Source organism: Paeniglutamicibacter sulfureus (genome assembly GCF_030512175.1).
GTDB lineage: Bacteria > Actinomycetota > Actinomycetes > Actinomycetales > Micrococcaceae > Paeniglutamicibacter > Paeniglutamicibacter sulfureus.
In genome coordinates this window covers 1488714-1512220 of sequence record NZ_JAULBL010000002.1, presented here as the reverse complement: position 1 = coordinate 1512220, position 23507 = coordinate 1488714, and the positions used below count along the sequence as shown (strand labels likewise).

The following is a 23507-nucleotide window of genomic DNA, read 5'->3' as shown; positions in this document are numbered from 1 at the left end:
ACCTAATCGAGCGGTCAATTAGGTGAATTTACCTAGAATTGCGGCATATTCCGGCCATCGACGGTCACGTTCAGCCACTTTCATTGCCTAAAGACCGGCGAACACAGAATATTGCACAGTGAACTCGGTCACCTTCGCCATGGAGTGGGCGCTTCCGGCAGTCTCCCCTGCGGCAGATCCGCACCGGTGTTGCCGAGCCCCGCCCCTCCGGCGGCTTGGGGCTGCTGCATCCGCCCGCGAGGCCTCTCCCCGGGCGCATTAACGCCGGTGGCCCCGTACCCGTCATTTGACGCGTACGGGGCCACAGGGCTCCAAGGGCTGGCCTTAGATGCCGGCGTACGAGTGCAGGCCGTTGAAGTAAATGTTCACGATGGTGAAGTTGAAGACGATGCAGAGGTAACCAATGATGCTCAGCCAGGCCGAACGGGCACCTGTCCAACCGCCCGTTGCCCGGGCGTGCAGGTAGCCTGCGTAGACAACCCAGATGACGAAGCTCCAGACTTCCTTGGTGTCCCAGCCCCAGTAACGGCCCCAGGCTGCCTCGGCCCAGATCGCTCCGGCCATGACTGTGAAGGTCCACATCACGAAGGCAACCGCATTGATGCGGTAAGCAAAGTTTTCCAGAGGTGCTGCGCCGGGGACCAACCGCATGAACGGCATCTTGTCCTTCTTGCCTGCGGCAAGTGCATCCATTCGGGCATGTTGCACGAGTTGGAGCACGTTCATGGCGAAGGTGATCGTGAACAGGGCCGAGGCAAGTACCGCGATGGAGACGTGAATGATCAACCAGTAGCTCTGCAGAGCGGGCACCAAGTGGGCCACGGGAGTCGGGAAGCCCATGGTGGCGCCGCACAGCATCACGGTGACCAGGCCGATGACGAAGGTGCCCATGAAGCGAAGGTCCTTTTTCAACAACACGATCGAAAACACCAGGGCCACCAGGAAGGATCCTGTGGAGAGGAACTCGTACATGTTGCCCCAGGGCACGCGAGCGGCCGCAATGCCACGGGCAACCACGGCGAAGCCCTGCAACAGCACGCCCAGCCAAGTCAGGGAAACGGCAACCTTCGCTGCCATGCGCTTTGCGGAGGCTGCTGTGTAGTCCATGGATTCATTGACCAACGGGTTCGACGAACCGCCCGCCGGAGGGGCATCCCGGACACCGGCCGCAACCAAGGTCTTCTGTTCCGATGCGAGCGTTGCTGCATCGATCTCCTGGATCATCTTGCTGGACTTGGCAAGGTCCCATGCGAAGGCGATAAAAGCCGAGGCGTAGACAATTGCCGCCAGCAACATGAACAAGTCGCTGTACTGTCCCAGGGCCACGTTGATCGTGGGCATGTCGTTTTCCAAAGGGTCTCCTAGACTCCGGCTCGCGCATTCGCGGGCCACTGCTGCTCAAGAAGCTTACGCAGCTCCTTGGCTTCGGATTCAAGTCGGTGGTCTTCACCACGGGCCAGCAATCCGTATTCGATTATCCGCTCTTCGCGGCCCGAGCCGTCAACGGAGTTCTTGATTTTCACCCAGGCACGGCGGCGCGGGGTAAAGAGCGAGATGGCCAATCCCAACAAGGCAAGCGCAGCAAAGATTGCCACCGGGCGTTTGCTGGGGTCATAGGCGATATCCACGCCAATGAAACGCTTGAGCCCGTCAAAGGAAATGCTGCCCTTTCCATCGGGCAATTCGTACGTCTGCCCGGCACCCAAGACAATTCCGCCTGCATCAAGGTTTCTACTGTTGAGTTCGGTGAGCTCGTCAGTTTCAAGCACGTACACATTCTGTGGCGTACCGTCATCCAGTCCCAGGTTCCCGTAGTAGGAGTTCAGCTGCAGCTGCGGGTTGATCGCGTTCGGGTCGCCGGATATTGCAAACCCAGTCTCATCGGTCATGGCCGTGGGCAGAAGGAATCCCTGGAATCCAAGTTGCTCGGGATTCGCGTCGGGGACCTTGACGACCATCAACGAGGTGTACATGCCATCCTGGGGCACCGAGACCACGGGACCGCTGAAGGAGATGTCTCCGTTGCCGTCACGTACTGTAACGACGGGGGCGTAGCCGTTGCCAACCAGGTACATGTCAGCGCCATCGATGCGCAACGGATGGTTGACCCGAAGTTTTTCCTTCTCAGGTTCGGCATCCGGACTGCGCCGGGTCTCGACCTCGGCCGTGAAATCGATTGGCTGGCCGAAGTGCGTCGTGGATTCGCGGTCAAAGGTGATATTGAACTTGTCGAGCTTGACCGAATATGGATCCAGGGAGTCTTCCTGGAACCAGGTTCCGGGCTTGAAGGAATCGTAGGACACCAAGGAATTCACGAAGGTCTCCCCCTCAACGAGTACCCGCTGTCCGTTGTACCCGAAGGCGCCACCGACTCCAACCGAGGCCAATAGGCCAACGAGGGAGATGTGAAAGAGCAGGTTGCCGATTTCACGACTGTATCCACGTTCCGCGCCTACTGATGGGCTGGCACCCTCTGGCCTGGCTTCGGAGCGGTACCCACGCTTCTTGAGAAGCCCGGTGATATCCCGTACGACTTGTTCGTCGCTGATTCCCGACTCGTCAGCAGTCTGGATCTCGATGGTGCCGTTCTGGGGCAACCGGTTAAGTCGCGACGGAGTTCTGGGTGGCGGTGTGCGAAGCGCCTGCGCGTGCTTTTTTACGCGCGGCAGGATGCACCCGACCAGGGAGATGAACAGCAATAGGTAGATTGCCGAGAACCACACCGAGGAATAGACGTCGAAGAGCTGGAAACGGTCGAGCCATTCCCCGGTCGTCGGCTTATTGGTCAGGTAGGTTGTCACCTGCTCCGGGTTGATGGAGCGCTGTGGGAAAAGCGACCCGGGTACTGCTGCCACGGCCAAAAGCAGAAGCAGGAAGAGCGCCGTGCGCATGCTGGTGAGCTGGGTCCAGCCCCATCGGAGCATGCCCTTGAAACCGAGGGCCGGGACCGCTACATCTTTTTTAGAATCTCTTTTTGCCATTAGATGGGCAACCTGACCTCATTGGTGAACCAATCCTGCAATTGCGTAACCCAGGAACCCCATAGGCCGGTGGCCATCAAGATTCCCAGAAGTATCAACATGCCGCCGCCGAAGCGCATGATCGCCAACTGGTGCCGACGGAAGAACTTCATGGCCCCCATGCCACGCCGAAGCGCCGTGGCGATGAAGAGAAACGGGAGCCCCAGACCCATGCAGTAGAAGAACGTCAACAAGGCACCCTTGGCGGGGTTTGGGTCGATTCCTGTGCTCATGGCCAGCACCGCAGCCAACGTAGGGCCGATACATGGCGCCCATCCCAGGCCGAAAGTGACTCCCAGAACCGGAGCACCCCAAAGGCCGGCAGGTGGTTTCCGATGGATCTTCGCATCGCGCTGCATGAAGGAAAAGCCACCCATGAAAACGACACCCATGAGAATCACTACCGCGCCCAAGACCTGGATGATCCAGGCACCCTCGAATTGCATCCACGCAGCGATTTGCGAAAAGACCACGCCCGCCAGGACAAAGACGGCAGTGAAGCCCAGGATGAACAGGCCGATGCCTGTGACCATACGGCCGCGCTTTTGATCTGCGAGGTCGGCACCGGACAGGCCGGTGACGTACCCCAAATAGCCGGGAACCAAAGGCAACACGCAAGGCGACAGAAAGGAGACCAGCCCTGCAAGGATGGCAACGGGAACCGCGAGAATCAGTGAACCGTCCTGGATGATCTCAGCAAATTGGTTGCCTTGGGCCGGTAGCGTCAAGGCGCCGGCCAGCACGGAGTCGATCACAACGACTCGGAGAGGGCCGTGGTGATCAGGGCCTTGAGTGTGGGTTTGTCGGCAACGCCAAGAATGCGGGCAGAAACGCGCCCCTGCTTGTCCAGCACCAACGTGGTCGGTACGGCCTTAAGCGGAACGTATTTGGTCATGGCGAGTTGGATCGTCCCCTGAGTGTCCTGCACTGAGGGGTATTTGATTCCGAAGGTGCGCTCAAAGGCTTCTGCCGCTTCCTTCTCATCCCGCACGTTGATGCCGATGAATTCCGCTTTGCCCTTGAACTCCTCATTGAGTTCGACCATGTGCGGGGCTTCGATCCGGCATGGAGCACAAGCCGCATACCAAAAATTCAGGACAGTAGCCTGCCCGGCCCAAGTGGCCGAATCGATAGTGGTTCCGTCATAGGCCACCGCGTTGATCTTTACGGGTTCGGTGCGTGAAGCTGGACCGTATTCCTCCACAGAACCGTCACCGGCAATGTAATTCTTGTTGTTGCCTTCCCTTGCCTGCTTGGCTAGGGGATCTTCGTCCCCCACACACGCTGCCAGCGGCAGCACGGCGGCACCAAGCAGTGCTGCGCGCAAGAATTTACGTCGTCCCAAGCGCTGTGCTCGGGACGAGATGGGATCGCTCATGATCTCAAGCTCCAGGGATGTTCGCAGCGTTCGCCAGAAGGTCCACGCTAGGTTCTGCATATCGGACTGCGACCAGACTTTCACCATCAAAGTCCAGGCTAGTCACGGAGGTGAGAGTGCACTCGCGTTTCCGCGGGTCGTGCCATAGGGCTCTGCCCTCGGCGGAGCGGCGTGTCACCCAGATGGGCAGCTGATGGCTGACCAAAATGGCTTGCGCCCCCCGTCCGCCAAGTTCCACCGCGCGATCACGGTGTTCAACAATGGCGGTCATCATTCGTTCCACCTGGTCCCGGTAGGGTTCCCCCCAGGATGGACGAAATGGATTGACGACATAGGACCAATATTTTGGTTCCCTCAGTCGATTCTTGATCTGGGAAAGCCCTTGGAAGCGGTTCTCCGCTTCGATAATGCGATCATCTGTCATGATTTCCAGGCCCAAAGCCTGCGACGTCGGCATTGCCGTTTCCAGAGCCCGAACGAGCGGAGACGACACCAAGTGGGTGATATTGGCACCCGCATTCCGTTGCCCCGTGAAGTATTCCGCGGCGCGCTCGGCCATTTGGTTGCCTAGATCGGATAGGTGAAATTCCGGTAGTCGACCGTAGAGGACCCTGTCCGGGTTATACACTTCGCCGTGACGAAGCAGGTGAACGGTGGCAGTCGACATAGTTTAAGTGTCTCAAATCTTTGTACCGTTACCTAAACCGGACACTTGATTTTGCCCACGCACAAGGCTCATGGCGAGCGCCGAAAGCGCAATTGCTGAACCGGAAACGACATCGCGTCCTCGTCGGCGGCGTGCGATCCCTGGCCCGAGGAAAGACTTCGGCGAGTGTCCCGATCCAATTGGAAAACCATCCTTTCGGAGGGGTGAAAAGCAATCTTCAACCGATATCGTGAGGGTAAGCCGTAGTTAGTCAAACCAAAGGAGCAGGTCATGTCAACCCCTGAGAATGATCCCGTGAACCCAGAGAAGCCATCGCAGGAACCGGCACCCCCGCAGTACGGACAGCGTGCACCGCAGGATCCGAATGCCGCCGGGCAACCTCCCTACGGCCAACCTCCACAGAACGGGACTCCGCCAACTAATCCGTACGGCCAGCACCCCAACCCGTACGGCCAGCCCGCCCCAGCAAACAACCCATACGGTCAGCAGCCGCCGCAGACGCCCTACGGCCAGCAGCCATACGGCGGCTTCCCCGTTCCGCCGCAAGGCAACTTTGCTCCGCCGCAGATGCCGACCCATCGACCCAAGGAACTGGACACCTCCTTCTGGGCAATCATCGCGGCCGGCGTCGCATTCCTGCTGAGCTCGGTGTTCGGTTTGAGCACCACCGCGATCATGGAGCAGCTTCGGGCAGTCCCCGAATTGGAGGAACAGCTTTCGGCTGCTGGCATGAGCGTCTCCGACGCAATTCCCATGATCCAGACCACCGCAATCGTGTTCGCCGTGATCGGCTTGTTGATTTACGTTCTGATCGCGTACATGATCCGCAAGGGAAGCGGCGTTGCACGCATCTTCGCGACGATTCTGGCTGTCCTGTCGTTGTTCAGCATTGCCAGCGGGGTCCTGACAGCCCTTTCCGTCGTCCTGGGAGTGGTTGGCGTCGTGTTTGCCTGGTTGCGTCCCTCCAGCCAGTACATTGCCGCTCGTCGGGCAGCACGTAAAGCCGGATACCGCTAATCATCAAAACGCTAAGAAGTGGTCCGTGGGATTCAGCCGTTGACGGTGGCATCCCACGGACCACTTGAGTTTAAGACCGGTTCCCGTGGGCGATTTCTAGGAGTCGAGGTTTTGTGCGTGGTAGGCAAGGATTTGCAGTTCGGTGGCCAAATCAACCTTCCGCAGCACGACCCCTGCCGGGACTTGCAACACCACGGGTGCGAAGCTCAATATGCTTCGAACACCACATTGAACCAGCATGTCGCACAAATCTTGCGCCGCTGCCCCAGGCACGGATAGGACGGCAATATTGGCATTCGTGGCCGCAACGATTTCGTCCAAGTCGGAAATGTCTTGGACCTGCAGGTCCCCCACCGTCGTGCCAACCACATCTGGCGATGAATCCAGCAGCGCGACAACTTCAAATCCCCGGCTTCGGAATCCGCCGTATCCGGAAAGTGCGCGACCCAGGTTACCGGCACCGATGATCGCCACGCGCCATTGCCTCAAAAGCCCCATGGCCTTGGAGATCTGTTCGACTAGGTCGGTCACCGCGTATCCCACCCCACGGGTTCCATAGGACCCAAGCAAAGACAGGTCCTTGCGAAGGATCGCAGGATTGACCCCTGCCTCGGTGGCCAGCACGCCAGACGAGGTTCGCGCTTCACCGCGCGCCTGCATGGCACCGAGCGCACGCAGGTACTGGGTCAATCGCGCCAAGGTCGCTTCAGGGAGAATCCTGCCCAGTGAACCCGCGGGTGTTTGCTCCACCGATGCGCCGGGATCCAGGTCGTGCCCAATCGGAATTTCGGCAGCAGGGAGCTTCGCTTCGTTGCTTGCTGGTTGGTGTTCGGTGGGCATTCTGCTTTGACTCAATTCCTTGGATACCTTCATGTCTTTCCAACCAGTTCTGCCGATGCCACCGCATCACCCTTGGTGTCGCGGACAGGCGGCGGCTTCGTTGCCCCTAGCTGCTCAACAATGCCTCAAGGCGCTGGGCATCAATCACCCAAAAATCCCGTACCCGTCCGTCTACCAACAGCACCGGGACTTCTTCCGAATGTCGCGCCAAGAGTTCCGGGTCCTGATCGATGTCAACGCTTTGCCAGGTGTAATCCAACCTGCTGGTGACCTCGTCGAGTGTTTCGGCCGCGGCCTTGCAAAGGTGGCATCCGGAACGAACCAACAAAGTAATTTCCCGCGGGGTCTGCACGCTGCTCATGACCCAACGCTACAGCTCCGGCGAAAAAAGATTGCAATAGACTGGTTGGATGCCCTCCAACCTTTCCCCCGTGACATTTGCTGGGCACGAGTCGGCGCCATCGGGCACGTCTGCCGCCTTCTTCGATGTAGACAACACCATGATGCGCGGTGCTTCGCTCTTTGCAGTGGCCCGAAAAATGTATCAAAGACGGGCATTTACGCTGCGTGAGGTGGCGTGGTTTGCCGTTCGACAGTTGCGGTTCGTCGCCCGGGGAGAGAACCTCGGTGACATCCACGCCATCCGTGACCGTGCGCTATTGCTGTCCGCAGGCTTCTCCGTGGCCGACATGGTTGCGCTCGGGGATGAAATTTATGACGAATTCATTGAGTCGAAAATCTGGCCAGGCACCCGCGCGATCGCCGAACAGCACCTTCACGCCGGGCGTCGGGTGTGGCTAGTCACCGCCACGCCGCTGGAGGTTGCCGCGGTTATGTCAAGGCGGCTCGGGCTCAGTGGAGCGCTCGGGACGACCGTGGAGCACATCGAAGGCCTCTACACCGGCCAACTGGTCGGCGAAATCCTCCACGGATCGGCGAAGGCCGGAGCTGTCCGGATCTTGGCCCGGGACCAAGGGCTGGATCTTGCCGAATGCTGGGGGTACAGCGATTCCCACAACGACATTCCGATGCTCGAGGCCGTGGGTCATCCCGTGGCAATTAATCCCGACCGCAGATTGCGACGCCACGCCAAGGACCGCAACTGGCCGGTCTACGACTTCCGAACCGGGCGCAGGGCGGCTGCCTTCGGCCTGAAGGCAGCCGGCGTCTCGGGAGTCCTCTGGGGCCTGTGGCGCAGCTTCGGTGCATTTCGCCGCCGTCCCTGACTCCGGGCAACGTCCGGCACGCCCGCCGCAAACATGCAAAAAGGTGCGTTCCCCATTGCGGGAAACGCACCTTTTTACATACTCAATTCCGGGCAAGCCCGGAACTGGTATTTACTTCTTATTACGACGCTGGTGGCGGGTCTTACGAAGCAATTTACGGTGCTTCTTCTTGGCCATACGCTTGCGGCGCTTCTTAATAACAGAGCCCATAATGGTTCCTCACAAACTGATTCGATTGCCGACTACTATTTCTTCGGCACCAAAGCACCAGAATAGCCAACTGGACGTTAAACGTTCCTTAACAGATTACCTGCTTCTAGAGCAGATTCTGACCACTCGTGAAAATCGGCGGCGTTAGCCGGTGTTGAAGTCGCGCCCGAACCCGGCAGCCCGCAAGTACTCCTGTACGGCGTTTTCGGGTACACGGTAGGAGCGGCCGAACCTCACGGCCGGCAATTCGCCGGAATGGACGAGTCGGTAAACCGTCATCTTTGACACACGCATCACATCGGCGACCTCGGCGACCGTCATGAAACGCGCGCTGGCAAAGTTTTGCGATTCGACCATTCCCTGTTTCTCCTGACAATTTCACATAGCAATCGTGCCGTGGCGCTGACCGAGGAACGTACCCGGTCCGCACCAACACCTCAAGATACCCTATGCCCTTGTGATTCACTTTAGTGGCTCGTGGGGCCAATGTGAACGAAAGCCGGCGTCGTGGGCTGCCATATCTCGCCGCCGACACACGGTTGGGGGGCTTAGCGCGCGGTCCGTACCGCTTCGGCCAGGGTCGCTAGCATTTCGGCACTCGTGTCCCAGTCCATGCACGCGTCGGTGACGGACTGCCCGTAGGTCAACCCCGCCAGGACGTCGGATCCTTGCGCGACGGCATCAGGGTCATGTTTCTGCGCACCGGCCACCAAGAAACTTTCAGCCATGATTCCGGCAATCATTTGGTCCCCGTCCGCTATGCGGGCGGCCAGCTCGGCGATGACCTCCCGCTGGCGCACGTGGGACTTGCCCGAGTTCGCATGTGAGGCATCGACGATCACCCGCGGGTTCATGCCGGCGTTGCCCATGGCGGCCGATGCCGCGCCAACAGGCTCGGCCGCGAAGTTCGGTCCGTCGGTGCCGCCACGCAGGATCAGGTGGGCGTCGTCGTTTCCTGCGGTCCTGACTACTGCCGTACGACCATCCTCGCTAATGCCCAGGAAGGACTGTGGTGCGGAAGCCGCTTGGCAGGCATCGATCGCCACCTGCACCGAGCCGTCGGTCCCGTTTTTGAATCCAACGGGCATGGATAGCCCGGATACCAGCTGCCGGTGCGTCTGGCTTTCGGTGGTGCGCGCCCCGATGGCGCCCCAGCTGACCAGGTCCGAGAGATACTGGGCGCTGAGCGGCTCGAGGAATTCGGTGGCCAGTGGCAGGCCCAGGTTGCTGGCCGCCAACATGAATTCGCGTGCGGCTCGCAGCCCGGCGGACATGTCATGGCTGCCGTCCAGGTGCGGATCGTTGACCAGGCCCTTCCAGCCCACGGTGGTGCGTGGCTTCTCGAAGTAGCTGCGCATGACCACGAGCAGTTCACCCTCGTGCTGCTTCGCGGCCGCGGCGAGCCTGGTGGCGTATTCCAGCCCGGCTGCAGGGTCGTGGATAGAGCAAGGGCCCACGATGACCAGCAGACGTTCGTCAAGCCCGGAGAGCACGGCACGGACTTCCTGGCGGGCCCGCATGATCCGGTAGCCCTGGGCATCGCCCACTGGCAATTCGGCAGTCAGTTCCGCGGGGGTGGTCAGCTCGGTGATTGCCAGCACCCGTTCATTGGTGTTGACGCGGGCCTGTGTCTCGGCGGCGATGGCGGTACTCATGGTTTGGGGCCTTTCGGTTTCGGCCCCGCGCCGTGCAGTGGGGGGCCTCATGGTTTCAATGCGGCCCCGGCGATCACGATGCGTATTCCTCCAGGGCCGCTATCTTGGAAATAGCGAAGGGCCGGCAAGCATAGCTTGCGGCCCTTGTCGGCTCTGAAGGTGGGTATGCGAAATTATCGCGTCTTAGGCCCCTCCAGAGCCGACACAAAATACGCATACCAACGATTAGTCATGGTTGAGAATCTACAGCCGCGCCACGCGAATCACAAATGTGTTTCCACTCCCGGGCGACACAGTACGTCATGAAGCACGGCAAAGGGCGGGCCGGGCCAGGCGGGTCCATAATTGTTCCCGTCTGTCCCTGCCCGCCCTCTTGAGGCGTAATTCGGCTGGAGGCCTGTCTGCCTAGATGAGGCCCTGGGCCAGCATGGCGTCGGCAACCTTCACGAAGCCGGCGATGTTGGCACCGGCCACGTAGTTGCCCGGCACACCGTATTCGTCGGCGGTGGAGGCGCAACGGTCGTGGATGCCGACCATGATCTCGGTCAGGCGCTCCTCGGTGTGGGCGAAGGTCCACGAGTCACGGCTGGCGTTCTGCTGCATTTCCAGCGCCGAGGTGGCAACGCCACCGGCGTTCGCGGCCTTGCCCGGGGCAAAGAGCACCCCTGCATCCTGGAACAGCGAGGTCGCTGCGGCGGTGCACGGCATGTTGGCGCCTTCGGCCACTGCGACGACACCGGAGGAAATCAACTTCTTTGCGTCCTTGGCATCCAGCTCGTTCTGCGTGGCGCACGGCAGCGCCACGGTGGCCTCTACGTCCCAGACGTTTCCGCCTTCGACGAAGTGCACCTTCTTGGAATTGGCACGCTCGGCGTACTCGTTGATGCGTCCGCGTTCGACTTCCTTGATCTGGCGCAGCAGTTCAACGTCGATGCCGCGCTCGTCAACGATGTAGCCGGAGGAATCCGAGGCGGTCACCACGCGGGCACCGAGAGCCTGGGCCTTCTCGATGGCGTTGATGGCCACGTTGCCCGAGCCGGACACCGAGACGCGCTGGCCGTCGAAGCTGGCGCCACGGGTCTTGAGCATTTCGTCGGTGAAAATCACTGCGCCGTAGCCGGTGGCCTCGGGGCGCACCAGAGATCCGCCCCAGCTGATGCCCTTGCCGGTGAGCACACCGGACTCGTAGCGGTTGGTGATGCGCTTGTACTGGCCAAAGAGGTAGCCGATTTCACGGCCGCCCACGCCGATGTCGCCGGCCGGCACATCGGTGTATTCGCCGATGTGGCGGTAGAGCTCCGTCATGAACGACTGGCAGAAGCGCATGACCTCGGCATCGGACTTGCCGCGCGGATCAAAGTCCGAACCGCCCTTGCCGCCACCGATGGGCATGCCGGTGAGCGAGTTCTTGAAGATCTGCTCGAAGCCCAGGAACTTGACGATGCCCAGGTACACCGAGGGGTGGAAGCGCAGCCCGCCCTTGAACGGGCCCAGGGCGGAGTTGAATTCAACGCGGAAACCGCGGTTGATCTGTACCCGGCCTTCGTCATCCATCCACGGGACGCGGAAGATGATTTGGCGTTCGGGCTCACACATACGCTGCAGGATCGCAGCTTCGGCATATTCAGGATGCTTGCGCGAGACCGCTTCGAGGCTTTCGAAAACCTCGGTCACCGCCTGGTGGAATTCTGCTTCACCGGGGTTGCGACGGAACACTTCGTCGCGAATGGTCGCTAGATGCTGGTCCAAGTCTTATCTCCTCATCACTTGGGGCAGGCACGAGGGCACGCTGCCGCCATGTCTGGCGACACTGCCCCAGACGTCGAGAATGTCACGGCCGGGCACCGCCGACCCAACCGGGCGTCATCAATCGGGCACGGACGCGTAATCTTTTTGTGCTGCCGTGTATGCTTTTGCGCCGCACTTTCTGCGGGTGGAACGCCTGGGTACGGCTACCGTTTCCTGCCGAATTTCGGCTTGGGCAGGCGATCCAGGAAGTCATGGGCGCGGCCGGTCACCTGTTCCAGTCCGCGACCCACGGTGCGGCCCAGTTGCGCGGCGGCCACCGTGGCCTGGCTGGTCCCCTCATGCGATGCCAACTGCGGATCGGCGTACGGTTCCGCGACCAGGTCGAATGCCGGGGCCGGGGGAACGAAGCCGTGCACCCAGGTCTGCAGGTTCAGGAACGTTGCGGATTCCAGGGCATAGTAACGGCGCTGTCCGTCGGCGCGCATGGAGACCATGCCGGCCTCGCGCAGGACCTTGAGGTGCTTGGAAACGGTCGGCTGGGAAACGCCCAGCGCCTCGACCAGGGAACCGACCGAACACGGCTCCTCACGCAGGGAGTCGAGCAACCTGCGTCGGGTGGGGTCGGCCAGGGCGGAAAAGATATCATCATGAGCCACCGCATAACCCTATCCGCATATACGCGCATTGGCATCTTTGCCCGGCTAGTCGAACCAGGGATCGAGTCCGAATAGGGGGAATATTTCCTTGCGGGTGGCCATGACCGTGCGGTCCACCGGGTCCGCCGGGTCGTAGCCGACCTCCCAGCTGCGCCACCACAATTCTGCGTTGTCGCCCATGGACTCGGGGGTGCGGATGCCGTAGCGCTCGAGCACGTAGTCGCGCCAGCTGCGGGGAACGGGAGTCGCCAGCGGGACCGGCTTGCCCGAGGCCACTGCCACCAGATGGCTCCACGTGCGCGGCACCACCGAGGCGGTGTTGTAGCCGCCCCCGCCGGTGGCGATCCACCGGCCGCCGCAGAGCCTGCGCGCCAGCTCGGCGATGTCCAGCGCATTCTGGCGCTGTGCATCGACGGTCAGCCGCAGGTTGGACAGGTCGTCGTCCCGGTGCCCGTCGCAACCGTGCTGGGAGACGATCACCTCCGGTTCGAAGGCCTCCGCCAGCTGCGGAACCACAGCGTGGAAGGCCCGCAGCCAGGCGGCGTCCCCCGTGCGCGGGGGCACCGCGATGTTCACCGCGGTGCCCAGCGCGTTGGGCCCGCCGATCTCGTTGGCGAATCCGGTGCCGGGGAACAGCGACATACCCGTTTCGTGGATGGAGATGGTCATCACCCGCGGGTCGTCCCAGAAGATCGACTCGGTCCCGTCGCCGTGGTGCGCGTCCACGTCGATGTACAGGACCTTCTTCACTCCCCCGTCCAGCAATCGCCGGATCGCCAGGGCCGCGTCGTTGTAGATGCAGAAGCCGCTGGCCTTGGATGCGGAGGCATGGTGCATGCCCCCGCCGAAGTTGACCACGTGCAGGGCGCGCTCGCCCAGAATGGCATCGGCGGCCAGCAGGGATCCTCCGGCCAGCCGTGCGCTGGCCTCGTGCATCCCTGCATAGGCGGGGTTGTCCTCGGTGCCCAGGCCGCGCGCCTCATCGGGGATATCGGGGTTGGCACTGACTTCCCGGACGGCGGCGATGTACCGGGGATCATGGACTGCGGCCAGCTCCGCGTCGGTGGCCACCGGCGGGGCTGCCAGGGTGAGATTGGCACGCTCAAAAAGGGCCAGGTCCTTGCAGAGGCGGGCGGTAAGCTCCAGCCGGATCGGATGCATCGGATGGGTCTCGCTGAAGCGGTACTCCATCATCTGCTCGCTCCAGATCACCTGGGTCGTGGGCAGGGGCTCATTTACGGCAAACACCCCTTCAGGCTACGCGATCGGCACCTACACTGTGTGCCAAGACACCACCGGCGGCCCGGGCCAACGCCCGCGGAAACCGGCAACGCATGCCCGCACGGCCGCGCGTCGGCGGGCCACCGGCGAATCCCGAGGTGGCATGGTTTATTGTGGGAGCTTGCGGGGCAGGGCTTCCGCACCGAACTTTTCCACGTCTTGGAGCCGAGCAAAAACATGGGATCGTCCCCCTCTGCAGAGTCTGTGCGACGGCCGGGCACCGATAGCGGCGCCCCGGCCCGATGGCGCACACGCCTGGGACTGTGGCGCCGGATCGCCTCCGACTTCACCGTCCGCTCCCCCGCGCGTCTGGCGCTGGTCACCTTCGCCCTGGTGATCTCCTTGTTCACGTCCGTGCTGGCGCTTCCGGTGTCATCGGCCAGCGGCGAACCCACGGCCTTTTACGACGCGCTGTTCACCGCCGTCTCCGCGGTGTGCGTCACGGGCCTGACGGTTGTCTCCACCGCCACCCACTGGTCCTTCTTCGGGCAACTGGTGATGATCATCGCGGTGTTCGTCGGCGGACTGGGCATCCTGACGCTGGCATCGCTGCTCTCGCTGGCGGTGTCCAAGCGCCTGGGCGTGCGCGGCAAGCTCCTGGCGCAAAGCTCCATGAACACCTCGGCCGCCTCCACCCTGGGCGAGGTGGGTTCGCTGCTGCGCATCGTGATCACCACCTCGGTGGCGATCGAGGTGGCCCTGGCGCTGATGCTCATCCCGCGCTTCCTGATCCTGGGCGAACCGGTCAACGAGGCCATCTGGCACGGCATCTTCTACTCGATCTCCTCCTTCAACAACGCCGGGTTCACCCCGCACTCCGACGGGCTGGTCCCCTACGAGACCGACCTGTGGATCCTGGTGCCGCTGATGCTCGGGGTGTTCCTGGGCTCGCTGGGGTTCCCGGTGCTGATGGTGTTGCTGGCGCAGCGCTTCAACACCAAGAAGTGGACGCTGCACGCCAAGCTCACGTTGCTGGTCACCGCCATCCTGCTGGTGGCGGGCGCGCTGCTGTGGGCGGTGGCGGAGTGGTCCAACCCCGAAACCATCGGCACCATGAACAACTCGGACAAGGTCATCCACTCGGTCTTCGCCTCGGTGATGACCCGCTCGGGCGGCTTCAACCTGGTGGAGCAGGGCGAGATGAACCAGGTGACAATGCTGCTCTCCAACGCGCTGATGTTCGCCGGCGGCGGCTCGGCCTCCACGGCCGGAGGCATCAAGGTCACCACCATCGCGGTGATGTTCCTGGCGATCTTCGCCGAGGCCCGCGGCGACACCGATGTGCGCGCCTTCGGCCGCCGCATCCCCGAGGGCACCATGCGGGTGGCCATCTCGGTCATCGTCCTGGGAGCCACCCTGGTGATGCTGGCCACGGCCGCACTGCTGGTGATCAGCGGCACCTCGCTCTCCCGTGCGCTGTTCGAGTCGATTTCCGCCTTCGCCACCGTGGGGTTGAGCACCAACCTGTCGGGCGAATTGCCGCCGGCGGGCAAGTACGTGCTCTCCGCACTGATGTTTGCCGGCCGAATCGGTACGATTACCCTTGCCGCGGCATTGACCTTGCGCCAACGCAACCAGCTCTACCACTTCCCCGAAGAGAGGCCGATCATTGGCTGACAAGAACACCGACCACAACGCCGCGGTGCTGGTCATCGGCCTGGGCCGCTTCGGCGCCTCCGTGGCCGAGCAACTGGTGAAGCAGGGCCGCGAGGTGCTGGCCATCGAGCGCAACCAGGAACTGGTCCAAAAGTGGGCATCGGTGCTGACCCACGTGGTGGAGGCCGACGCCACCAACATCGATGCGCTGCGCCAGCTCGGCGCCCAGGACTTCACCTCGGCGGTGGTCGGGGTCGGAACCTCCATCGAATCCTCGGTGCTGATCACCGTGAACCTGGTGGACCTGGGCATCGAGCACCTGTGGGTCAAGGCGATCACGCCCTCGCACGGCAAGATCCTCACGCGCATCGGCGCCAACCACGTGATCTACCCGGAGGCAGATGCCGGGGTGCGCGCCGCGCACCTGGTCGGCGGGCGCATGCTTGACTTCATCGAATTCGACGACGGGTTCGCCATCGTGAAGATGTACCCGCCCAAGGAGACCCAGGGCTTCACCCTGGCCGAGTCCCAGGTCCGTTCCAAGTACGGGATCACGGTGGTGGGCGTGAAGTCCCCCGGCGAGGACTTTACCTATGCCCAGCCCGACACCAAGGTCACCCGGCGCGACGTACTGATCGTCTCCGGGCATGTGGATCTGCTCGAACGCTTCGCCGCCAGGCCCTAGATGAGTCAGTCCTAATTGACGCTTGGAACGAGACAGGGTCCGGGAACTTGTTCCCGGACCCTGTTAATCGCTGGCGGAGAGTGCTAAGTCTCGTATGTGAACCCAAAACTGAACACTCTCCTGACCACACTCTACGTCTTACTTACCGATCGTGTCCTGCCGGATTTGGGATATGACCGGACGAGCAAACCCGGCCGCAAGGCCATCTTGAGCGATGCCGAGCTGCTGTGCCTGGTCGTGGCCCAGCACCTGCTGCACGGGCACTCCTCCGAATCGCGATGGGTCCGCTATGCGCGCACCCACCTGAGCGGGCTATTCCCCGGGATCCCGCAGCAATCGGGATACAACAAGCGCGTGCGCGCCGCCGGAACACTGATCAGTGCGGTGATCACCGCACTGGCCAAAGACACCGAATCCTGGCACGAGATCCTCCGCCTGCTGGATTCGACCCCCGTCCCGTGCGGCACCAGCCGCGAAACAGTCAAGCGCTCGGACCTTTCCGGGCACGCCGGCTACGGGTACTGCGCCTCGCATTCGCGCTAGTTCTGGGGCTTTCGCCTGTACCTGGTCAGCACCCCCGAGGGCATGCCGGTGATCTGGGGACTGGCCAACCCGAAACTCGGGGAACGCGACGTGACCGAGGCCCTGCTGCGCCACGACCACCATCTGGTCCGCGACAGGCAGGTCATCCTTGCCGACAAGGGCTTCGCCGGAAGGGACTTCGAGCGGTTCATCGCCGAGGACCTCGGCGCCCACCTGGTGCGGCCGGACCGCAAGGACGAAAAGCCCAGGTTCGGGAAGTTCGGCGGCATCCGCCAGTGGATCGAGTCCGTCTTCGACAGCCTCAAGGGCCAGCTGGGGCTCGAACACCACGGCGCCAGAACCCTCGAAGGTCTCTACGCACGCGTCGCGTCAAAGCTCCTGGCCCTCGCGGCAGGAATCTGGCACAACTGGAAAACCAACGCACCCCGCAAACGCTCCCTGACCGCCTACGACCACTGAAATGATTAGGACTTAATCATCTAGGGCCCGCCCGGGTACGCACGCAGGGGGGTCCCACACCCGCAGCGTGACGCCGCGGCTCGAGGGACCCCGCCCCTTGCGTTTGCTAGGCCAGTTCCCGGGTGATCTGCGCGGCACGGGCCGCTGCGGCCGCGGCCCCGCGGGCGATGACCTGCGGAAGGCCTTCGGCATCGAAGGTGGCAATGGCCTGTTCGGTGGTGCCGTTGGGGCTGGTCACGCCCTGGCGCAGCGCCGAGGGATCAACCTGCGGGTCGGCAAGCATCTTGCCCGCCCCGGCCACGGTGGCACGGGCCAGATCGGTGGCCAGCGCCGGATCCAGGCCCAGCTCAACCCCGGCAGCGGCCATGGCCTCGACCAGGTAGAACACGTAGGCGGGTCCGGAGCCGCTGACCGCCGAGACGGCATCCTGCTGGGATTCGGGGACGACGTGCACCACGCCGGAACCGGCGAACAGGTCCACCACGGCTGCCAGCGCCGCCGGGGAGACCGTTTCACCGGCACTGAGACCCACCGCGCCGGCGCCGACCTTCAGCGGGGTGTTGGGCATGGAGCGCACCACCGGCTGGCCCGGGGCCAGGTGTGCCGCAATCATGTCGATGGTGATGGCCGCCGCCACCGAGACCACCACGGCGGAGGGCTTGAGCACGTCCTTGATCTCGTCGCACAGGGCCGTGATGCCCACGGGCTTGACGCCCAGGAAGACGATGTCCGCGTCCTTGGCCGCCTTGAGGTTGGATTCGGGGTCGTGCTCGCCGATGAGCACCGTGACACCGGTCTCGGCGCGCAGGTCGTGCGCCTTCGCGTCGCTGCGCAGGGTAGCGACGATCGCCGCCGGGTCGTAGCCGGCGGCGATGATGCCGCGCAGCACCGCCCCGTTCATGGAACCGGTTCCCAGGAAGGCAAGTCTGTTCTCGGCAAGGGACGAAGTCGAAAGCACTGAAGTCATGTGCACCATTCTTCCACGCCGCTCCCTTCGCGGGCCGGGACGTGCACGGGTGCGGCTAGATCGAGTGGCTTCCGGCTTCCGCATCCTCGTTCACCGGGGCCAGGTACCGCCGGGCGAACTCAAGGGTCTCGCCCAGCCATGCCTCGCGCTCCCCCGCGCCGCGGGCCTTGCGCGTGGAGACCTCCACCGCCACCACGCCGTCCCAGGCAGAGTCCCGCAGGTACTCGATGGCCTCGATCACCGGCTGGGTGCCGCGGCCCGGCACCAGGTGCTCGTCCTTGCCGTTGTTCATCCCGTCGCACAGGTGCACATGGCTCAGCCGCGTCCCCAGGTCGCGGAAGGCCACCGCCGAGTCCATGTCGGCGATCGCCGAATGCGAGAAGTCCCAGGTCACGAACTCGTAGGGTTCGGGGACGGGGTTCCAGTGCGGCAGGTACATCTTTGCCTCGCGTCCCCGCGCACGCCACGGGTACATGTTCTCCACCGCGATCTTCACCCCGTATTCCTCCATGATGCGGCGGATGCCGGTGGCGAACTCGGTGGCATAGGTGCCCTGCCAGCGGAACGGCGGGTGTGCAACCACCACGTCGCACCCCACGTCCACCGCCATCGCGGCGGCGGATTCGATCTTGTTCCAGGCGGTTCCCCAGACCTGCTGGGTCAGCAGCAGCGTGGGCGCGTGAATGGCCATGATGGGCTGTTCATAGCGTTCGGCCAGCCGGTTCAGCTGCCGCGGATCCTGGGAGATCTGGTTGCCGGTGACCAGCACCTCGACCCCGTCGTAGCCCAGGTCGTGGGACACCGCAAAGGCGTCGTGGACGTTCAGCGGGTAGACCGAAGCGCTGGACAGCGCGACGGGGATCGGGGCGTTGCCGCCCGGTGAAGACTCGACCATGGAACGTGCCCCTTGTCTTTTCGCTACAGAACGATGCTGCCCTGGGACATCGACATTACCGAGGAACGGCCCAAGGCTACCTCTCCGACACCCACGCTACTACTGAGCGGGGCGGTCGAGTCAAAAAGTACGTGGTCAAAACGGCGCAGCATCAGGCCCTCGCGCAGCGCCCACGGGCAGATGCGCAGGGACTTGACCTTCAGCGCGCTCATGGCCTCCAGTGCCACGATGGCGCCGGCCAGCAGCTGCGGGGCGCGGATCGCCGAGACCCCCGGAAGCTCGGCACGCTCCTCCCAGTTCATCGCGGTGAGCCGGTTGGTCCAGAGCTTGAGCGACTCGGCACGCAGCACCCGCTTGACGTAGGGACCCTCGGCGCTGGGTGCGGCGCCGGTGATCCTTGCCAGCGAGCGGAAGGTCTTGGAGGTGCCGGTGACCACGGTGGGCCGCCCGAACTCGGCCAGCTCGGCCACCGGCTCGGCGAGCACCTCGCGCACGTGGTGGCGCAGCGCCTTGACCTGCTTGATCGAGGGCGGGTCCTCCGGCAGCCATTCGCGCGTCAGCCGCCCGGCGCCCAGCGGCACCGAGTGCGCGGTGGTGGGGAACTCGTCCACGCCCAGGGCGAGCTCGAAGGAGCCGCCGCCCATGTCCAGGTTCAGGATCCTATCCGAGCTCCAGCCGAACCAGCGGCGCACCGCGTAGTAGGTCATCCCGGCTTCCTGCTCGCCGGTCAGCTCCGTGAGGTGGACGCCGGTTTCCGCCACGACCCTGGCCAGGACCTCGGCGCCGTTGGCCGATTCGCGGATCGCCGAGGTGCAGAAGGCCAAAAGGTCCTCGGCATGGTGGTTGATGGCGAATTGCGCGGCCTCGTGCACGAAGTCCAGCAACTCCGCCTGCCCGGCTTCGTTGATGGCCCCGTGCTCGTCCAGGTATGCGACGAGCGAGAGCGCCCGCTTGTGCGATGCAAATGGCACCGGGCGGGCGCCCGGATATGCGTCGACCAGCAACAGGTGAACAGTGTTCGACCCGATATCCAGTACGCCCAGCCTCATGGTGTCATCCTCATGTGTGTGGCCCCTCGCCGCGTGCGGCTAGTTGCCGGTCTTCTTGGCAGCGGGCTTCTTGGCAGTTGCCTTTTTCGCGGGTGCCTTCTTGGCAGGGGCCTTGGCAGCGGTCTTGCGCTTGACCGGGCCGCGGGCCCGCTTGTCGGCCAGCAACTCGATGGCCTTCTCGCGGGTCAGCTCCTCGAGCGTGGTGTCGCGCGGGATCGTGATGTTGGTGACCCCGTCGGTGATGTAGGCACCGAAGCGTCCCTCCTTGACCACGATGTTCTTCTCCGAGACCGGGTCCGGGCCAAATTCGGCCAGCGGCGGCACCGCTGCGCGGGCGCCGCGCTGCTTGGGCTGCGAGTAGATCTCCAGCGCCTGCTCGAGGGTGATCGTGAAGATCTCCTCCTCGGAGCCGATGGAGCGCGAGTCGGTGCCCTTCTTCAGGTAGGGCCCGAAGCGGCCGTTCTGCACGGTGATCTCCACGCCCTCGGCGTCAACGCCGAGCACGCGCGGCAGCGAAATCAGCCGCAGGGCCTCTTCCAGCGTGACGGACTCCACCGTCATCGACTTGAACAGCGAACCGGTGCGCGGCTTGGCCTTGACCGGCTTCTTCGGCGGCTTCGGCTTGCCGTTCTTGTAGTACTCCACCGGCAGGGCGGCCAGTTCCTCGGCCGTGGGCTCCACGATGACCTCGGTGACGTAGGCGCCGTAGCGCCCGTCCCTGGCCACGATGGTGCGTCCGGTCTCCGGGTCCACGCCCAGCACGTTCTCGCTCGGGCCCTGGTGTTCCATGAGCTCGATGGCCTTCTCGGCGGTGAGCTCGTCCGGTGCCAGGTCCTCGGGGACGTTGGCGCGCTGCGGGTCGGTGCCCTCGGGGGCGTCTGCAGGCAGCGGCTTTTCCAGGTACGGGCCGAACTTGCCCACGCGCAGCACGATGCCCGGGGCGATGTCGATGGAGTTGATGGCGCGGGCGTCGATGTCGCCCAGGTTGTTGACCACCGATTCCAGGCCGGCCTCGCCGCTGTCCTTGGACCCGAAGTAGAAGTCCTTGAGCCAGGCGGTGCGACCCTTCTGCCCGTGGGCGATCTCGTCGAGGTCGTCCTCCAGGCGTGCGGTGAAGTCGTAGTCCACGTACTTTCCGAAGTGCTCCTCCAGCAGGCGCACCACGGAGAACGCGATCCAGCTGGGCACCAGGGCGCCTCCGCGCTTGGTCACGTAGCCGCGGTCCATGATGGTGGAGATGGTCGGGGCGAAGGTGGAGGGGCGCCCGATTTCGCGGGCCTCCAGCTCGGCGACGATCGAGGCCTCGGTGTAGCGTGCCGGCGGGGAGGTGGTGTGCGGAATCGCGTCGATGCCGGTGCCTGCCAGCGGGTCGGAAACCTTTAGCTGCGGCAGGCGCGCCTCCTCGGCGGCCTCGGCTGCCTCTGCCTCGCGGGCTGCGTCGCGGCCCTCCTCGTAGGCGGCCATGAAGCCGCGGAAGGTGATCACGGTGCCGGAAGCGGAGAACTCGGCTACCTGCCCCGTGGTGGACTCGCCGGCGAGCTTGATGGTCGCGGTGAAGCCCTTGGCGTCGGCCATCTGCGAGGCAACGGTGCGCTTCCAGATCAGCTCGTAGAGCTTGAACTCGTCGGCCGAAAGCTGGGCGCGGACGGTGGCCGGGCGGCGGAAGGAGTCCCCGGCCGGGCGGATGGCCTCATGGGCCTCCTGCGCGTTGTCGCTCTTGCCCTTGTAGGCGCGCATCTTTGCGGGCACCGAGTCGGCGCCGTAGAGTTCGGCGGCCTGCTTGCGGGCGGCGTTCACGGCCTCGTTGGAGAGGAACACCGAGTCGGTACGCATGTAGGTGATGTAGCCGTTTTCATACAGCCGCTGGGCGACCTGCATGGTGGACTTCGAGCTCCAGCGCAGCTTGCGGGAAGCTTCCTGCTGCAGCGTCGAGGTGGTGAACGGCGCGGCCGGTCGGCGGGTGTAGGGCTTCTCGTCGACCGAGGTGACGGCGAAGTCGGCGTCCTTCAGGCCATCGGCCAAGGCTGCGGCCTTGGCCTCGTCCAGGTGCGCCACTGCACCGGACTTCGGGGTCTTCAACTCGCCGCGGTCGGTGAAGTCGCGGCCGGTGGCAACGCGTGCCCCGTCGACCGAAGAGAGCTTGGCGCCGAAGCTTTCGCCCGCTGCGGTGGCGAAGGTTCCGGTCAGGTCCCAGTAGGAGGCGGTGCGGAAGGCCATGCGTTCGCGTTCGCGCTCGACGACCAGGCGCGTGGCCACCGACTGCACGCGGCCGGCGGACAGGCCGCGGGCCACCTTGCGCCAGAGCACCGGGGAGATCTCGTAACCGTAGAGGCGATCCAGCACCCGGCGGGTTTCCTGGGCGTTGACCAAGTCGGTGTCCAGCTCGCGGATGTTCTCCATCGCGCGGTTGATGCCCTCTTGGGTGATCTCGGTGAAGGCCATGCGGTAGACCGGGACCTTGGGCTTGAGCACCTCGAGCAGGTGCCACGCGATGGCTTCGCCTTCGCGGTCCGCATCGGTTGCGAGATAGAGCGCGTCGGCGCCCTTGAGCTTGGCCTTGAGTTCGGCCACCCGCTTCTTCTTGTCCGGGTACACGACGTAGTAGGGGTCGAAGTCGTTCTCGACGTCCACGGCGAACTTGCCGTAGGGACCCTTCTTCATTTCCGCCGGAAGATCGGCGGGTTGCGCCAAATCGCGGATATGCCCCACCGAGGCGTCGACTTCAAAACCCTCGCCCAGGTACTTGGCGATGGACTTGCTCTTTGCCGGGGACTCCACGATCACGAGCTTCATTCCGGTCTTTTCCTTGGCCTTGGCGGGCACAACACTCCTATTAGCAACCAGTGGTGCACCAAAGTGGGCGCACAGCACATTCCCTGCTCTAGGTTAGCCGCATTTTTACGCGCCGCGGCAAGCAGCGGGTCCAAGACGCCGTTTTGCGCTACCCGCTGCGGGGCCTCAGGGGCCTTGCTCGCCGCGGATTTCGGGCAGGAAGGAAAGCATGTAGTACAGTCGATCGCCATCGACGCCGCGCTGCTCGGGTTCGGCCAGGGCCTCGTATTCGTAGAGCAGTCCGTAGACCTTGGCGATGAACTCCTTGCGCTGGGACTCGGAGAGGAACACCACGCCCGTGGTCAGCACCGGGGCCCTGTCGGGTTCCGGCTCCTTGCCGGCCTTGCGTTCTTTGTCACGGCGCGCGATTTCAGCCGAGAGCCGATCGCGGAAGGCATTGAGCTGGACGTTGAGGTAGGCATTCTTCGCGCTGGTCGAATCCGAGAGCGAGCCCAGGACGAGCTGTCCGCCGGCGGCCTTCCAGCGACGCTCGCGCCCGTCGCCCTCGCTGGCGGCGCGGACCACGTAGCCGTACTTTTCCAGGGCGCGCAGGTGGTAGCTCATCGCGCTGGGCGTCAGTTCACAGCGCGTGGCGAGCTCGGTGGCCGTGCGCGTGGACTGCGAGGCGAAGAGTTCCTCGAGGACCGTCAGGCGCGCCTCGTGGGCGAGCGCGCGAATGGCTTGCGGGTCGCTGATCGACACCGAAGTGACGGGCATCGGCGACAGGCCGGCGCTCTTGGCGCCGGGTCCCGAGGAAGTGTTCTGGCTCATATGAAAAAACT

The 23507-nt window shown here is 63.6% G+C and carries 22 protein-coding genes and 1 pseudogene; 5 read left to right on the top strand and 18 right to left on the bottom strand.

Annotated features, from left to right (window positions below):
• Positions 1-324: 324 nt before the first annotated feature.
• From ccsB to Q2T94_RS13570, 5 genes are read right to left on the bottom strand one after another with little or no spacing between them, the layout of a single operon-like run.
• Positions 325-1341, bottom strand: a complete 1017-nt coding sequence (gene ccsB, locus Q2T94_RS13590; protein ID WP_302264999.1) for a c-type cytochrome biogenesis protein CcsB — start codon at positions 1339-1341, stop codon at positions 325-327.
• Positions 1342-1361: 20 nt separating this feature from the next.
• The gene (resB, locus tag Q2T94_RS13585) at positions 1362-2981 is read right to left on the bottom strand and encodes a cytochrome c biogenesis protein ResB (protein ID WP_264270443.1); all 1620 of its coding nucleotides are present in this window, start codon (positions 2979-2981) and stop codon (positions 1362-1364) included.
• A complete protein-coding gene (locus Q2T94_RS13580) occupies positions 2981-3772 on the bottom strand; it encodes a cytochrome c biogenesis CcdA family protein (protein ID WP_377700422.1) in 792 nt (263 codons plus the stop codon). The genes resB and Q2T94_RS13580 overlap by 1 nt, the downstream gene beginning before the upstream one ends.
• The gene (locus tag Q2T94_RS13575) at positions 3772-4398 is read right to left on the bottom strand and encodes a TlpA family protein disulfide reductase (RefSeq protein ID WP_302264995.1); all 627 of its coding nucleotides are present in this window, start codon (positions 4396-4398) and stop codon (positions 3772-3774) included. The genes Q2T94_RS13580 and Q2T94_RS13575 overlap by 1 nt, the downstream gene beginning before the upstream one ends.
• A 4-nt stretch (positions 4399-4402) precedes the next feature.
• Positions 4403-5065, bottom strand: coding sequence for a histidine phosphatase family protein (locus Q2T94_RS13570; RefSeq protein ID WP_302264994.1), 663 nt, complete (start codon positions 5063-5065; stop codon positions 4403-4405).
• Positions 5066-5335: 270 nt separating this feature from the next.
• On the opposite strand from Q2T94_RS13570, the gene Q2T94_RS13565 reads away from it, so the two are divergent.
• Entirely contained in the window at positions 5336-6082 is a 747-nt protein-coding gene (locus Q2T94_RS13565) for a hypothetical protein (RefSeq protein WP_302264993.1), read from the top strand.
• 96 nt (positions 6083-6178) lie between these two features.
• Here the strand turns inward: Q2T94_RS13565 and Q2T94_RS13560 are convergent, their stop codons facing one another.
• Together Q2T94_RS13560 and Q2T94_RS13555 are read right to left on the bottom strand one after the other, a co-directional pair.
• Positions 6179-6955: a redox-sensing transcriptional repressor Rex gene (locus tag Q2T94_RS13560; RefSeq protein WP_302264992.1), complete on the bottom strand. Its 777-nt coding sequence runs from the start codon at positions 6953-6955 to the stop codon at positions 6179-6181.
• Positions 6956-7028: 73 nt separating this feature from the next.
• A complete protein-coding gene (locus Q2T94_RS13555; RefSeq protein WP_264270438.1) occupies positions 7029-7283 on the bottom strand; it encodes a glutaredoxin family protein in 255 nt (84 codons plus the stop codon).
• 49 nt (positions 7284-7332) lie between these two features.
• Here Q2T94_RS13555 and Q2T94_RS13550 point away from each other — a divergent pair, with 49 nt between their 5' ends.
• The gene (locus Q2T94_RS13550; RefSeq protein ID WP_436836831.1) at positions 7333-8148 is read left to right on the top strand and encodes an HAD family hydrolase; all 816 of its coding nucleotides are present in this window, start codon (positions 7333-7335) and stop codon (positions 8146-8148) included.
• 111 nt (positions 8149-8259) lie between these two features.
• Here Q2T94_RS13550 and Q2T94_RS13545 read toward each other — a convergent pair whose 3' ends face one another.
• The 6 genes from Q2T94_RS13545 to Q2T94_RS13520 form a co-directional block, all read right to left on the bottom strand.
• Positions 8260-8358 carry a 30S ribosomal protein bS22 gene (locus tag Q2T94_RS13545; protein ID WP_003792170.1) on the bottom strand — a complete coding sequence of 33 codons (99 nt, stop codon included), beginning with the start codon at positions 8356-8358 and terminating at the stop codon, positions 8260-8262.
• Positions 8359-8502: 144 nt separating this feature from the next.
• Complete coding sequence (locus tag Q2T94_RS13540) at positions 8503-8715, bottom strand: helix-turn-helix domain-containing protein (RefSeq protein ID WP_264270436.1); 213 nt, start codon at positions 8713-8715, stop codon at positions 8503-8505.
• A gap of 191 nt (positions 8716-8906) precedes the next feature.
• Positions 8907-10013: a 3-deoxy-7-phosphoheptulonate synthase gene (locus tag Q2T94_RS13535; protein WP_302264989.1), complete on the bottom strand. Its 1107-nt coding sequence runs from the start codon at positions 10011-10013 to the stop codon at positions 8907-8909.
• Between the two features lie 405 nt (positions 10014-10418).
• Positions 10419-11762 (bottom strand): NADP-specific glutamate dehydrogenase, encoded by a 1344-nt coding sequence (gene gdhA / locus Q2T94_RS13530; RefSeq protein ID WP_264270434.1) that lies wholly within the window; start codon positions 11760-11762, stop codon positions 10419-10421.
• 203 nt (positions 11763-11965) lie between these two features.
• Positions 11966-12418 (bottom strand): ArsR/SmtB family transcription factor, encoded by a 453-nt coding sequence (locus Q2T94_RS13525; protein WP_264270433.1) that lies wholly within the window; start codon positions 12416-12418, stop codon positions 11966-11968.
• 45 nt (positions 12419-12463) lie between these two features.
• Entirely contained in the window at positions 12464-13612 is a 1149-nt protein-coding gene (locus tag Q2T94_RS13520; protein ID WP_302266422.1) for an acetoin utilization protein AcuC, read from the bottom strand.
• A gap of 264 nt (positions 13613-13876) precedes the next feature.
• Here Q2T94_RS13520 and Q2T94_RS13515 point away from each other — a divergent pair, with 264 nt between their 5' ends.
• The 3 genes and pseudogenes from Q2T94_RS13515 to Q2T94_RS13505 all read left to right on the top strand — a co-directional run bounded on the left by Q2T94_RS13515 (position 13877) and on the right by Q2T94_RS13505 (position 16982).
• Positions 13877-15316, top strand: coding sequence for a TrkH family potassium uptake protein (locus tag Q2T94_RS13515; RefSeq protein WP_302264987.1), 1440 nt, complete (start codon positions 13877-13879; stop codon positions 15314-15316).
• Between the two features lie 25 nt (positions 15317-15341).
• Positions 15342-15980 carry a potassium channel family protein gene (locus Q2T94_RS13510; RefSeq protein WP_264270476.1) on the top strand — a complete coding sequence of 213 codons (639 nt, stop codon included), beginning with the start codon at positions 15342-15344 and terminating at the stop codon, positions 15978-15980.
• A gap of 96 nt (positions 15981-16076) precedes the next feature.
• Positions 16077-16982 (top strand): annotated as a pseudogene (locus Q2T94_RS13505) (IS982 family transposase).
• 106 nt (positions 16983-17088) lie between these two features.
• Here Q2T94_RS13505 and proC read toward each other — a convergent pair.
• The 5 genes from proC to Q2T94_RS13480 all read right to left on the bottom strand — a co-directional run bounded on the left by proC (position 17089) and on the right by Q2T94_RS13480 (position 23496).
• Positions 17089-17958, bottom strand: a complete 870-nt coding sequence (gene proC / locus Q2T94_RS13500) for a pyrroline-5-carboxylate reductase (RefSeq protein WP_302264985.1) — start codon at positions 17956-17958, stop codon at positions 17089-17091.
• A gap of 46 nt (positions 17959-18004) precedes the next feature.
• Positions 18005-18844: a sugar phosphate isomerase/epimerase family protein gene (locus tag Q2T94_RS13495; RefSeq protein ID WP_302264983.1), complete on the bottom strand. Its 840-nt coding sequence runs from the start codon at positions 18842-18844 to the stop codon at positions 18005-18007.
• A 23-nt stretch (positions 18845-18867) separates the two neighbouring features.
• A complete protein-coding gene (locus Q2T94_RS13490; protein ID WP_264270429.1) occupies positions 18868-19893 on the bottom strand; it encodes a Ppx/GppA family phosphatase in 1026 nt (341 codons plus the stop codon).
• A gap of 39 nt (positions 19894-19932) precedes the next feature.
• Entirely contained in the window at positions 19933-22716 is a 2784-nt protein-coding gene (topA, locus tag Q2T94_RS13485; protein WP_302264981.1) for a type I DNA topoisomerase, read from the bottom strand.
• 135 nt (positions 22717-22851) lie between these two features.
• On the bottom strand, positions 22852-23496 hold the full coding sequence (locus Q2T94_RS13480) for an ArsR/SmtB family transcription factor (RefSeq protein WP_264270427.1): 645 nt from the start codon (positions 23494-23496) through the stop codon (positions 22852-22854).
• Positions 23497-23507 lie beyond the last annotated feature (11 nt).

Bases quoted from the DNA above. Each gene is read 5' to 3' on its own strand.
- Q2T94_RS13480 (WP_264270427.1), bottom strand. From the start codon at position 23,496: ATGAGCCAGAACACTTCCTCGGGACCCGGCGCCAAGAGCGCCGGCCTG.
- Q2T94_RS13570 (WP_302264994.1), bottom strand. From the start codon at position 5,065: ATGTCGACTGCCACCGTTCACCTGCTTCGTCACGGCGAAGTGTATAAC.
- Q2T94_RS13535 (WP_302264989.1), bottom strand. From the start codon at position 10,013: ATGAGTACCGCCATCGCCGCCGAGACACAGGCCCGCGTCAACACCAAT.
- Q2T94_RS13560 (WP_302264992.1), bottom strand. From the start codon at position 6,955: ATGAAGGTATCCAAGGAATTGAGTCAAAGCAGAATGCCCACCGAACAC.
- Q2T94_RS13555 (WP_264270438.1), bottom strand. From the start codon at position 7,283: ATGAGCAGCGTGCAGACCCCGCGGGAAATTACTTTGTTGGTTCGTTCC.
- Q2T94_RS13565 (WP_302264993.1), top strand. From the start codon at position 5,336: ATGTCAACCCCTGAGAATGATCCCGTGAACCCAGAGAAGCCATCGCAG.
- Q2T94_RS13520 (WP_302266422.1), bottom strand. From the start codon at position 13,612: ATGATGGAGTACCGCTTCAGCGAGACCCATCCGATGCATCCGATCCGG.
- proC (WP_302264985.1), bottom strand. From the start codon at position 17,958: ATGGTGCACATGACTTCAGTGCTTTCGACTTCGTCCCTTGCCGAGAAC.
- Q2T94_RS13540 (WP_264270436.1), bottom strand. From the start codon at position 8,715: ATGGTCGAATCGCAAAACTTTGCCAGCGCGCGTTTCATGACGGTCGCC.
- Q2T94_RS13575 (WP_302264995.1), bottom strand. From the start codon at position 4,398: ATGAGCGATCCCATCTCGTCCCGAGCACAGCGCTTGGGACGACGTAAA.
- Q2T94_RS13490 (WP_264270429.1), bottom strand. From the start codon at position 19,893: ATGAGGCTGGGCGTACTGGATATCGGGTCGAACACTGTTCACCTGTTG.
- Q2T94_RS13495 (WP_302264983.1), bottom strand. From the start codon at position 18,844: ATGGTCGAGTCTTCACCGGGCGGCAACGCCCCGATCCCCGTCGCGCTG.
- ccsB (WP_302264999.1), bottom strand. From the start codon at position 1,341: ATGCCCACGATCAACGTGGCCCTGGGACAGTACAGCGACTTGTTCATG.
- Q2T94_RS13550 (WP_436836831.1), top strand. From the start codon at position 7,333: ATGCCCTCCAACCTTTCCCCCGTGACATTTGCTGGGCACGAGTCGGCG.
- resB (WP_264270443.1), bottom strand. From the start codon at position 2,981: ATGGCAAAAAGAGATTCTAAAAAAGATGTAGCGGTCCCGGCCCTCGGT.
- Q2T94_RS13515 (WP_302264987.1), top strand. From the start codon at position 13,877: ATGGGATCGTCCCCCTCTGCAGAGTCTGTGCGACGGCCGGGCACCGAT.
- Q2T94_RS13545 (WP_003792170.1), bottom strand. From the start codon at position 8,358: ATGGGCTCTGTTATTAAGAAGCGCCGCAAGCGTATGGCCAAGAAGAAG.